Origin of the sequence: Collinsella sp. Sow4_D11, assembly GCF_052116465.1 — a bacterium.
Classification (GTDB): Bacteria; Actinomycetota; Coriobacteriia; order Coriobacteriales; family Coriobacteriaceae; genus Collinsella.
Genome location: NZ_JBQKLA010000034.1, coordinates 1 through 11,193 on the forward strand (window position 1 = coordinate 1; position 11,193 = coordinate 11,193).

Annotated in this window: 11 protein-coding genes and 2 tRNA genes; 12 read left to right on the forward strand and 1 reads right to left on the reverse strand. The window is 59.5% G+C overall.

All coding sequences use genetic code 11. The features are described 5' to 3' along the window. Nucleotides 1–451 precede the first annotated feature (451 nt). From ACTQ40_RS09660 to proC, 9 genes are all read left to right on the forward strand, one after another. Nucleotides 452–1,513, forward strand: coding sequence for a glycoside hydrolase family 5 protein (locus ACTQ40_RS09660; RefSeq protein WP_427719073.1), 1,062 nt, complete (start codon nucleotides 452–454; stop codon nucleotides 1,511–1,513). A 6-nt stretch (nucleotides 1,514–1,519) separates the two neighbouring features. Continuing rightward, nucleotides 1,520–2,398: a 16S rRNA (cytidine(1402)-2'-O)-methyltransferase gene (gene rsmI, locus ACTQ40_RS09665; RefSeq protein WP_441540462.1), complete on the forward strand. Its 879-nt coding sequence runs from the start codon at nucleotides 1,520–1,522 to the stop codon at nucleotides 2,396–2,398. A gap of 69 nt (nucleotides 2,399–2,467) precedes the next feature. Further along, nucleotides 2,468–4,069, forward strand: a complete 1,602-nt coding sequence (gene metG, locus ACTQ40_RS09670; protein WP_441563991.1) for a methionine--tRNA ligase — start codon at nucleotides 2,468–2,470, stop codon at nucleotides 4,067–4,069. A gap of 107 nt (nucleotides 4,070–4,176) precedes the next feature. Next, nucleotides 4,177–5,037: a 16S rRNA (adenine(1518)-N(6)/adenine(1519)-N(6))-dimethyltransferase RsmA gene (rsmA, locus tag ACTQ40_RS09675; protein ID WP_441563992.1), complete on the forward strand. Its 861-nt coding sequence runs from the start codon at nucleotides 4,177–4,179 to the stop codon at nucleotides 5,035–5,037. Next, the gene (locus tag ACTQ40_RS09680) at nucleotides 5,027–5,944 is read left to right on the forward strand and encodes a TatD family hydrolase (protein WP_441563993.1); all 918 of its coding nucleotides are present in this window, start codon (nucleotides 5,027–5,029) and stop codon (nucleotides 5,942–5,944) included. Before rsmA ends, ACTQ40_RS09680 begins: the two co-directional genes overlap by 11 nt. Before the next feature lie 43 nt (nucleotides 5,945–5,987). After that, nucleotides 5,988–6,074: transfer RNA gene (locus tag ACTQ40_RS09685), tRNA-Leu, on the forward strand. 306 nt (nucleotides 6,075–6,380) lie between these two features. Beyond that, entirely contained in the window at nucleotides 6,381–7,319 is a 939-nt protein-coding gene (locus ACTQ40_RS09690) for an SPFH domain-containing protein (RefSeq protein ID WP_117848150.1), read from the forward strand. A gap of 6 nt (nucleotides 7,320–7,325) precedes the next feature. Then, the gene (rlmH, locus tag ACTQ40_RS09695; RefSeq protein ID WP_370450649.1) at nucleotides 7,326–7,796 is read left to right on the forward strand and encodes a 23S rRNA (pseudouridine(1915)-N(3))-methyltransferase RlmH; all 471 of its coding nucleotides are present in this window, start codon (nucleotides 7,326–7,328) and stop codon (nucleotides 7,794–7,796) included. 73 nt (nucleotides 7,797–7,869) lie between these two features. Beyond that, the gene (gene proC / locus ACTQ40_RS09700; protein WP_427719061.1) at nucleotides 7,870–8,640 is read left to right on the forward strand and encodes a pyrroline-5-carboxylate reductase; all 771 of its coding nucleotides are present in this window, start codon (nucleotides 7,870–7,872) and stop codon (nucleotides 8,638–8,640) included. Between the two features lie 156 nt (nucleotides 8,641–8,796). Here proC and ACTQ40_RS09705 read toward each other — a convergent pair whose 3' ends face one another. Continuing rightward, nucleotides 8,797–8,970 (reverse strand): DUF6724 family protein, encoded by a 174-nt coding sequence (locus ACTQ40_RS09705; RefSeq protein WP_195838594.1) that lies wholly within the window; start codon nucleotides 8,968–8,970, stop codon nucleotides 8,797–8,799. 111 nt (nucleotides 8,971–9,081) lie between these two features. On the opposite strand from ACTQ40_RS09705, the gene serS reads away from it, so the two are divergent. The 3 genes from serS to ACTQ40_RS09720 all read left to right on the forward strand — a co-directional run bounded on the left by serS (nucleotide 9,082) and on the right by ACTQ40_RS09720 (nucleotide 11,066). Further along, entirely contained in the window at nucleotides 9,082–10,365 is a 1,284-nt protein-coding gene (gene serS, locus ACTQ40_RS09710; RefSeq protein ID WP_441563995.1) for a serine--tRNA ligase, read from the forward strand. 172 nt (nucleotides 10,366–10,537) lie between these two features. After that, nucleotides 10,538–10,915, forward strand: coding sequence for a hypothetical protein (locus ACTQ40_RS09715; RefSeq protein WP_441563997.1), 378 nt, complete (start codon nucleotides 10,538–10,540; stop codon nucleotides 10,913–10,915). A gap of 74 nt (nucleotides 10,916–10,989) precedes the next feature. Then, nucleotides 10,990–11,066: transfer RNA gene (locus ACTQ40_RS09720), tRNA-Arg, on the forward strand. The last annotated feature ends 127 nt before the right edge of the window (nucleotides 11,067–11,193 follow it).

Below are 11,193 nucleotides of genomic sequence, written 5' to 3' on the forward strand. Positions count from 1 at the left end.
TTCAACTCCGAGCGGGCAAGCGACGCGCTCGGTGGCGCGACACCGGACGACTACCGGTCGTCGCTGGGGATGGCCGCGATTTAGCGGTCCAGGAAATCGTCCGCAGTCCCCAATCCTGAGCGGGATGCGCTTTCCGCTTTAGGGGCGCTTGGGAAAATGCGACCCGGAATGACGTGAAATTACGGGACATGCTTTCCGGTTGGGCCCGCTGGCGGAAAATGCATTCCATTATTGAGCAAAAAAACGGGATGCGCCTTCCGGCGCCTGCCTTCGGCGCGCGTGCACATCTTGGCGTACCATCTCGGGTGTGCCCGCCCAGACATTACTCCTACTTTTGCGCCACTTTGCAGACCGTTCGATCGGCTGTCCGTGTGCGCGGGTATACTCAAAACGATACTTTTCCTATGCAATACGATGCGGGTTCGCCCTGCACGATTCGAAGGGGGCCGTGATGGAGAGGATACTCGGCGTTAATCTCTCTGGCTGGTTTATTCCCGAGCCTTGGGTGACCCCGTCGCTGTACGCGGCGACAGGTGCGTCCAATGCGGCGGAACTGCAAGAAGCCATGGGCACTGCTGCCTATAACGAGCGCATGCGTCGCCATTATGAGACATTCGTAAGCGAAGATGATTTTCGCCGTATGGCGCAGATTGGTCTCAATGCCGTGCGTTTGCCGGTGCCCTGGTATGCCTTTGGCTCGCAGGAGTCCGATGCGTCCTACATTTCGGTTATCGACTACATTGACCGTGCAATTGAGTGGGCTGCCAAGTACGACATTCGCGTGCTGCTCGATCTAGCGACTGTGCCCGGTGGCCAGGGCGATTCCAACGATTCGCCCACCACGCCGGAGGCTGTTGCCGAGTGGCATTCGTCCACCAACGGTCGTCACGTTGCGCTCGACGTGCTGGAGCGTTTGGCCGATCGCTACGGCGAAGCCGAAAGCCTTCTGGGCATTGAGCTGCTGGATGCACCTCGAATGAGTGTCCGCAAGAGTCTCTTTACCATGACGGATGGCATTCCGGCCCACTACCTGCGCAATTTCTATCGCGATGCCTACGAGCTCGTCCGTTCGTATATGCCCGAGGATAAGATCGTCGTCTTTTCGTCCTCAGGACATCCCGGCGAGTGGAAGCATTTTATGCGCGGCGCCAAGTACAAGAACGTCTACATGGACCTTCACCTGTACCATTACCGCGACGAGCATGCGCTCGACATCACGAGCCCCCGCGGGCTGACGACGGCGATTTCGCGTAACAAGCGCGAGCTTAAAGAAGCGATTTCAACTGGGTTCCCCGTGCTGGTGGGCGAATGGTCGGGCGCGGCGATCTTTGCCAACTCGTCGGTTACGCCCGAGGGCCGCAATGCCTACGAGCGCGTGTTTATCGCCAACCAGCTGGCTTCGTTTGCGCCGGCTGCCGGTTGGTTCTTCCAAACGTGGAAGACCGAGAAGCGCATCGCAGCATGGGACGCCCGCGCGGCGCTCGGTACGCTCGAGCGCGGCATGATTGAATAGGTTGATATGACGCAAAACAGCGCCCGTACGGGCAAACTCTATGTGGTCGGAACACCCATCGGCAACCTGGGCGACCTGTCTCCGCGCGTTGGCGAGGCGTTTGCCGCCGCCGATGCCATCTGCTGCGAAGACACGCGCGTGACCTCAAAGCTACTGATGCACCTGGGAATTTCCAAGCCGCTTGTCCGTTGCGACGAGAATGTGATCGCCAGCCGCGCCACCGGTCTGGTCGACCGCCTGCTGGCGGGTGAGACCCTTGCCTTTGCCTCGGATGCCGGCATGCCGAGCGTGTCCGATCCCGGCCAGGCGCTGGTCGAGGCGGCGCGCGAGGCCGATGTGCCCGTCGAAGTTATTCCCGGCCCCTCTGCTTGCGTCACGGCGCTCGTATCGTCCGGCATTCCCTGCGAGCATTTTTTCTTCGAGGGCTTTTTGGGCCGAAAGCACGGCGACCGCGTACGCCGTTTGCAGCGCCTTGCCGTGGTGCCCGGCGCGCTCATCTTCTACGAGTCTCCACATCGCATCGTGGCGACGCTCGAGGCCGTGGCAGAGGTCTTTCCCCAACGTGAGGTTGCCGTCTGCCGCGAACTCACCAAGCTGCACGAGGAGGTCTTGCGCGGGCCCGCCGCCCAGCTTGCCGAGAGGCTGCGTGCTCGCGGCGAAGTAAAGGGCGAGATTGCGCTGGTCATTGCGCCACCGAGTGAAGACGAGGAGACCGGCATCGTGCCGGTTGGCGCAGCGGCAGCGGATCCCGATGAGGCCCTGCGCGCGGATATCCGTGTCGCGCTCGAGGAGGGGGAGCCCGCCTCTGCGGTGGCCAAGCGCCTGTCTCAGAAGTATTCACGCCGCAAGCGCGATGTCTATGCCATGGTGCTCAATATGCAATAGATGGAGGATATCCAGCCCTTGCGTTAGAATCATCCCCTGTATGCAACGTTTTTCTGGAGGACAAACCCCATGGATCACAGCAAGCCTTCGTTCTTTATCACGACGCCCATCTACTACGTCAATGCCGATCCGCATCTGGGCACGGCTTATTCCACCATCATCGCCGACGTCCAGGCTCGCTATCGTCGCTCCGCCGGCTATAACGTCAAGTTCCTGACCGGCATGGACGAGCACGGCGAGAAGGTCGCCGAGGCCGCAGCCAAGCATGGCATGACGCCGCAGGAGTGGACCGACAGCCAGGCTCCGCACTTTAAGGAGCTTTGGAGCAAACTCGAGATCTCCAACGACGACTTCATCCGCACCACCGAGCCGCGCCAGCATCATGCGGTGCAGTATCTGTGGGAGCGCATGAAGGAGTCTGGCTACCTGTATAAGGGCAGCTACGACGGTTGGTACTGTGTGCCCGACGAGACTTACTTTACCGACACACAGGTCCAGAAGGGTGACGAGGAGTACGGCAGCGTCGGCCAGCACCTGTGCCCCGACTGTCATCGTCCGCTCGAGCGCGTGCAGGAGGAGTCCTACTTCTTCAAGCTTTCCGCTTTCCAGGACAAGCTGCTCAAGCTCTATGACGAGCATCCCGATTTCGTCGAGCCTGCATTCCGCATGAACGAGGTGCGTAGCTTTGTCGAGGGCGGCCTCAACGACCTTTCCGTGAGCCGTACGAGCTTTGACTGGGGCATCCAGGTTCCGTTCGATGAGGGCCATGTGACCTATGTGTGGTTCGACGCGCTACTCAACTACATGACGGCTGTCGGCTACGGTGTCGACACCGACGAGGCCCGTGCCGAGCTGGCCTATCGCTGGCCTGCGCAGTTCCACATTGTGGGCAAGGACATCATTCGCTTCCACTGCGTCATTTGGCCCGCTATGCTCATGGCCATTGGCGAGGCTCTGCCCGAGCACGTCTTTGCTCACGGCTTCCTGACCGTGCGCAATGCCGAGACTGGCAAGGCCGAGAAGATGTCCAAGAGCCGTGGCAACGCCATTGCCCCGCAGGATGTTATCGACATGCTGGGCGTCGAGGGTTATCGCTACTACTTTATGACCGACGTGGTCCCCGGCACCGACGGCGCTATCAGCTTCGATCGCATGGAGCAGGTCTACAACGCCGATCTCGCTAACAGCTGGGGCAACCTCATCTCGCGTTCGCTCAACATGAGCGGTAAGTACTTTGATGGTTGCGCGCCCGCCAAGCCCGCATCGTTCGATGCGTTCGATAACCCGCTGGCAAAGATCGCCGATGGCCTGGCCGAGCGCTACATGGCCAAGATGGACGTGCTCGATTACGGTGGAGCCAAAGACGAGGTTATGGAGCTCATCCACGCCGCCAACCACTACATCGAGGACTCCGAGCCCTGGGCACTTGCCAAGGACGAGGCCAAGGCCGACGAGCTGGCGTTTGTGATCTACAACCTCCTCGAGGCCATCCGCATTGCCGCTCACCTGCTGATGCCGCTCATGCCCCAGACTTCTACCGAGGCCCTGCGCCGCCTGTCGTGCGAGGACGAGGCCGCGAGCGACGATCTCAAGGGCATTTGCGCTTGGGGTCTGCTTGCCGGTGGTCAGCCCGTCGAGAAGGGTGAGCCGCTGTTCCCGCGCCTGGGTTAAGACGCCGCGCGCCATATCGGCAATCTGCTGTTTAGGTGTAAGGGCATGGCCGCAACGGTCCATGCCCTTTTGTTTCAAGACGCCGCCACCATGCTAAGGAGGCAACTATGACAACTTCGCCTTTGGCAAACCCCACGGCAACAAGGGAGCTGCTGGAGGAGTTTGGCCTTGCGACCAAGCATCGCCTGGGCCAGAACTTCCTGATCGACAACCATGTGATCGAGCGTATTTGCGAGCTTTCCGAACTTGCGGGCGATGAGCGCGTGCTCGAGGTCGGTCCGGGCGTTGGAACGCTCACGCTTGCGCTGCTTCAGGAGGCGGCGTGCGTCACGTCGATTGAGGCCGATCCCGAGCTCGAGCCGGTGCTCGATGCCCATGCCGCCGACTATGCCAACTTCCGCTTTATCATGGGCGACGCGCTCAAGGTGTGCCCGGAGCAGATTGAGCGGGCCGCGGGCGGTGAGCCGACGGTATTTGTCGCGAACTTGCCCTATAACGTGGCAGCGACGATCATTCTGCAGTTCTTCCAGACGATGCCCGCGCTCAAGCGCGCCGTCGTCATGGTTCAAAAGGAGGTTGCCGATCGCATTGCCGCAACGCCGGGCAACAAGACCTACGGCGGCTATACGGCAAAGCTCGGCCTGTATGCGCAGGTGACGGGTCGCTTTGAGGTGCCGCCGCGCTGCTTTATGCCGGCGCCGCATGTGGATTCGGCCGTCGTGCGCATCGACCGTGTCGACGGCGTAGCGCCCGAGGGGCTTGATCGCGAGTTTGTGGCCCGCGTGATTGACGCTGCGTTTGCTCAGCGTCGCAAGACCATCCGCAATTCCATGAGCGCCAACGGCTTTGCCAAGGACGTGCTCGATGCCGCCTTTGAGGCTTGCGGCATCGCGCCCACCACACGCGCCGAGACGCTTGGCGTTGCCGATTTTGTCCGTCTGGCTCAGGAGCTAATCCATGATGCCTAATGACGAGCGCGTGACGTTTACCAAGAAAAAGAAAACGGTTGCTTGCCCCGTGCCCTTGGCGCCGCTTGCCGATACGCACGCGCACTTGCTCTCGTTTTGGGGCAAGGAAGTACCCGAGACGCTTGTGCGCGCCAAGGCTGCAGGCGTCGACCTGTTGGTGACGATCTTTGATCCCATTGCCGACAAACGCAGCGTGACGGACTATAGCGACTGGCTGGTGCGCGAGATTTTGCCGATGCGGGATATTCCGCAGATAAAGTATCTCGCCGGTGTGCACCCCTATGGTGCACCGGACTATACCGATGACATTCATGCACAGGTCGTTGCTGCGCTTGATGATCCCTTATGCGTCGGTATCGGCGAGATCGGTCTGGACTACCACATGGATTACGACGACGACATCGCGCCGGCGCCCCACAGCGTGCAGATCGACTGTATGGCGCGCCAACTCGAGGTTGCCGTACGCCGCAATGTGCCGGTAGAGCTGCATCTGCGTCATGAGGACACGGACGAGGAGCGCTCCTCGCATGTGGATGCGTACAACGTGCTGCGCGAGGTGGGTGTGCCTCAGGCCGGTTGCGTGCTGCACTGCTTTGGCGAGGATCGCGCCACGATGGAGCGCTTTGTGGGTTTGGGCTGCTATATCGCCTATGGCGGCGCGGCCACCTTTAAGCGCAACAATGATGTGCGCGAGGCATTCGCGGCGACCCCGCTCGATCGAATGTTGTTCGAGACGGATTGCCCGTATATGGCTCCGGAGCCCATTCGCGGTCTTGAGTGTGAGCCGGCAATGATTTCCATCACGGCAAACGCGCTGGTCAACGACCGTGTCGATCGTACTGGAGAGAAAGCAGAGGCAATTGCGCAAGCTGCGTGGGACAATGCCTGCAAACTTTTTCAAAAATAGTTCTTGCGTTCACGGTGGCGCTCCGTTATTCTAATTCCTGCACGCGGGCGTGGCGGAATTGGCAGACGCGTACGGTTCAGGTCCGTATGGGGGCAACCCCATGAAGGTTCAAGTCCTTTCGCCCGCACCATTGATTGAAAGAGCTCCCAGCAATGGGAGCTTTTTTGTTATGGGCCCATCGCAGGGACTTGAACCTGCGAAGGAGCGAGCGTCAAGAAAACGCGGAGCGTTTTTAGCGAGCTGGCGAGTCCGCCGGCAGGCGGGCGAAGCCGGTGCGGATCCGCGCAGCGGATACGCGGACGTCCTTTCGCCCGCACCATTGATTGAAAGAGCTCCCAGCAATGGGAGCTTTTTTGTTATGGGCCTCCTGATGGTGTCACATGGCTGCTTTGTGCGGGTATCCTAGTGCCAACGTGTGCCCATCGGAGGAGAGACCATGCTGTTATCCGGTATTATCGCTGCCCTTACGAGCCTTCTACTTCCCATCATCATTTTGTTGCTACTGCTTCCCAACGCCTGCTATGTCGTTGAACAGCAGCATGCTGTGATCATCGAGCGCCTGGGCAAGTTTAACCGCATCGTCAACGCGGGTTTCCACATGAAGGTGCCCGTGATCGACCGCAAGGCCGCCACGGTGAGTCTGCGCACCATGAAAAACGGTTTTGGGATCGACGTTAAGACCCAGGACAACGTGACTATCGGCCTTGAGGTCTCTGCTCAGTACCACGTGAGCTATGACATGGGAGCCGGCCCGGCAGATTCGGGCATCTACAAGAGCTACTACATGCTGCAGGAGCCCGTCGACCAGATGCGCGACTTCATTACCGATGCCCTGCGCTCTTCCATCCCTGTCTATACCCTTGATGAGGTCTTTGCCAAGAAGGATGACATCGCCAAGGACGTCAACGCCACCGTATCCGAGCAGATGGCCGCCTACGGCTTTACCCTCGTGTCGACGCTCATCACCAAGATCGCGCTGCCGACCGAGGTCGAGAACTCTATGAATGACATCAACGCCGCCCAGCGTAAGCGCGCTGCTGCGCAGGAGCTCGCTGAGGCCGACCGCATCAAGCGCGTTACCGAGGCGACCGCCGAGGCCGAGGCAATGGAAAAGGCGGGCGAAGGCATCGCCAACCAGCGCAAGGCCATCGCGCTGGGTATCAAGGATTCGCTCGAGATTATCCAGGAGACGGGCGTCGGCAACGATGAGGCCAACCAGCTGTTCATGTTTACGCAATGGTCCGAGATGATGACGGAGTTCGCTCGCACGGGTAAAACATCGACGGTCGTGCTGCCGAGCGACTTTTCGCAGTCGGCCTCTATGTTCGAGCAGATGCTGACCGCCGGCAAAGTTCAAAACGATTCGAAGGAGTAGGCGCGCGTGAAGTGCACCGTTGTATGCGTCGGTAAGCTCAAAGAGCGTTTTTGGAAGGATGCCTGCGCCGAGTACACCAAGCGCCTGGGCGCCTATGCCAAGGTGGATATGCGCGAGGTGGCCGATATCGACCCGGCCAAGGCGGGCGGCGTGGATGCCGCGCGCGACAAGGAGGGAGCGGCGATTCTTGCAGCCCTGCCGCCCCGAGCGCATGTGATCCTGCTGGCCATTGAGGGCAAAGAGCGCTCGAGTGAGGAACTCTCGGCGCGGCTCGATGATCTTATGTTGCGAGGCAACAGCGACATCGCCTTTGTGATTGGCGGATCGGACGGCGTGAGCGACGATGTTCGCTCACGAGCTGACGAAATGCTCAGCTTTGGACGCATTACCTTGCCGCATAACTTGGCGCGCGTGGTGCTGCTGGAGCAGGTCTACCGCGCCTGCAAGATTAGCCGTGGTGAGCCGTATCACAAATAGGTCGGCAACACGAAACAATGCCGTGGGACAATAGCTCTCGATTTGAAGAACCTGTCTGAGAGGACTATGAGATATGAAGATTGGATTTGTCGGTTTTGGCAATATGGCGAGCGCTATGGCCGATGGCTGGATTGCCGCCGGTGTGGCTGCGAGCGACATGTGTGCCTGCGCGGGCCGCTACGATGCCCTGGTTGAGCGCTGTGAGGCGCGTGGGATACTTGCCTGTCGTGATGCGGCGGAGGTTGTCGCTGTATCCGATATCGTGGTTGCTGCGGTCAAGCCGTACATGATCGAGAAGGTCTTCGCTCCGCTCAAGGATACTCTTGCCGATAAGGTCGTCCTTTCGGTCGCCTGGACTTGGGACAGCGCCAAGTGGGAGCAGGTTCTGCCGGGTGTCGCGCACATCTCGACGGTCCCCAATACACCGGTTTCGGTGGGCGAGGGCGTCATCGCCTGCGAGAAGTCCTCTACGCTCAACGGCGAGCAGCGTGCCGTGGTCCTCGACCTGCTCGGAAAGCTTGGCACTGTCGTTGAGCTCGATACGAGCTTGCTGTTTGTGGGCGGTACCGTGGGCGGTTGCGCCCCGGCATTTGTTGCCATGGCGATTGAGGCCCTGGGCGACGCGGCCGTCAAGCACGGCATTCCGCGCGCTGACGCCTATCGCATTGTGAGCCAGATGGTTCTGGGTACGGCGAAACTGCAGCTTGCAACTGGGCAGCATCCTGCGGCGATGAAGGATGCCGTGTGCTCGCCCGGCGGCGCAACCATCAAGGGCGTCGTCGCGCTCGAGGACGCCGGCATGCGCAGCGCCCTGGTCAAGGCCATCGACGCCACCCTTCAGTAAACCTGCCATTTAGGGACAGGTTTATTTTGGCAGGTTTTTCCTGCGGTTTTATCTCTATAGCGAAAAGCGCCCCGCAACCGGGTTGATACCGGTTGCGGGGCGCTTGCGTTTGCCCAGATAAAACCGACCAAAATAAACCTGTCCCTAAATGGCAGGTTAGTCCCAGAAGCTGTCTTGATCTTCTTCGGATTTGGGCCCGCGGTCGACATAGAGCTTATGGGTGCGCTTCTCCATTACAAAGGCAAGAATCGCAAACAGCAGGATGCCGCCGGCGAAAAGGATGGCAAAACCGGTACGGGTGCCAAACAAAAAGGAAAAAACTGCGTCCATTGGGTGCCTTCTTGCGTAGTTGAGTTGGGTCGTAAACGCTCATAAGTATATACTTGCCCATACATGTACAAGGTTGCAACCTAAATGGAATGTATATCGCCGGAGGATCTAATGCTTGATATCAAGTTTGTTCGCGAGAACCCCGATGCCATCGATACCGCCATGGCTAACCGCCAGACGTCTTGGGATCGCGAGAAGTTCTTTGAGCTCGACGATGAGCGTCGTGCCGTCATCACCGAGGTCGAGGAGCTCCAGGCCACGCGTAATGTCGAGTCCAAGAAGATCGGCGCCCTGATGAAGGAGGGCAAGAAGGACGAGGCCGAGGCCGCCAAGGAGGCCGTGCGCGCCGTCAACGATAAGATCGACGGTCTGGCCGAGCGCCGCACCGTTCTCGAGCAGGAGCAGTACGACTTTATGGCTCACCTGCCCAACATTCCCTGCGAGGCCACCCCGTACGGCAAGGACGAGGACGAGAACATCGAGCGCCGTCGTTGGGGCACCCCGCGCGTGTTCGACTTCGACTTTAAACCGCACTGGGATCTGGGCACCGACCTCGACATCCTCGACTTCGAGCGCGGCAACAAGCTCTCCGGTAGCCGCTTCACCGTTCTCGGTGGCGCCGGCGCCCGTCTGGAGCGCGCCCTCATCAACTTCTTCCTCGATACGCACACCAGCCGTGGTTTTAAGGAGTGGTGGCCGCCCATCGTCGTCAAGCGCCAGACCATGTTTGGCACGGGCCAGCTGCCCAAGTTCGAGGACGACGCCTATCATGTCTCGGGCGATAACTTCCTGATCCCCACCGCCGAGGTCGTGCTTACCAACCTGCACGCCGGCGAGGTTCTCGATGCCGACACCCTGCCGCGCCGCTACACCGCCTTCACCCCCTGCTTCCGCGAGGAGGCCGGCTCTGCTGGTCGCGACACCCGCGGCATCATCCGCCAGCACGAGTTCGACAAGGTCGAGATGGTCAAGTTTGCCAAGCCGGAGGAGTCCGACGAGGAGCTCGAGAGCATGACCGCCGAGGCCGAGTTCCTGCTTCAGCAGCTGGGTCTTCCGTATCGCGTGATTAGCCTGTGCACCGGCGACCTGGGCTTCTCTGCCCGTCAGACCTACGACATCGAGGTCTGGCTGCCGAGCTACAACGCCTACAAGGAGATTAGCTCCTGCTCCAACTGCGGCGACTTCCAGGCTCGCCGCGCCAACATCAAGTATCGCGATCCCGAGAACTTCAAGGGCTCGCGCTACCTGCACACCCTTAACGGTTCCGGTCTGCCGGCTGGCCGCACCATGGCCGCCATTCTGGAGAACTACCAGAACGCCGACGGCACCATTACGATCCCCGAGGTTCTGCGTCCTTACATGGGCGGCCTCGAGAAGATCGAGCCGATCGCGTAGGTTTGCTGCATAAGCGATTTGCGGGGGCGCCCCTATCCGGGGCGCCTTTTTTGTGCTCGGAGCCTTACCATGTCGCGCGGACAGCTCAATAGAAAATACACGAACAAGTGTTCTGTATACGGTCGTCTACCTGCTATGCTTTTACTAGATACGAGCGAGAGAAGGGGATGTGATGGACCTGTTTGATGAGCGGGTAGTTTTGTTTGAGAGCGATGAAGGTGGGGAGCACCTGCTAGTTACGTGTGAGCCATCGGGTATGGGTGGCTTGGTGGTGAGGCAAACGAGTGAGGGTCCGTTGACCCAATGGTGCTTTGAGGAGTCGCCACATGTAGTTGAGACCTTTGTGACGCACGAAGGGCTTGCAACACTCGAACGGTTCTATGGAGTCGGGACTTCTAACCAGGTGGCACGCATGCTGAGTATCTCGTTTGCCGAGTATGATTGCGCCCAGCGGGTGCGCTCGCTATTGAGGGAACTCGGTGTTGGGTTCGATGTGGTTGAAAAGCCGATCGATCGTATGGGAAACGGTGATACATGCGGAGCTGCATGAGGAAAATGGTCTAGAAAAAAATCAAGATTGTGCTTGACTCCAATTAACTAAAATGGTTTCATATGTCTTGCGCTGCGGCGTTACCTCAGCTGGATAGAGGGTCTGACTACGAATCAGAACGTCATAGGTTCGAATCCTATACGCCGCACCAATCGAACTTGAAGCCTCCGGCAACGGGGGCTTTTCTTTTTTGGAAGCCATGCATGGATTCGAACCTCGGTCGAGGCGCGAGCGTAAAGAAAACGCGGAGCGTTTTTAGCGAGCGGGCGAGCGCGCCG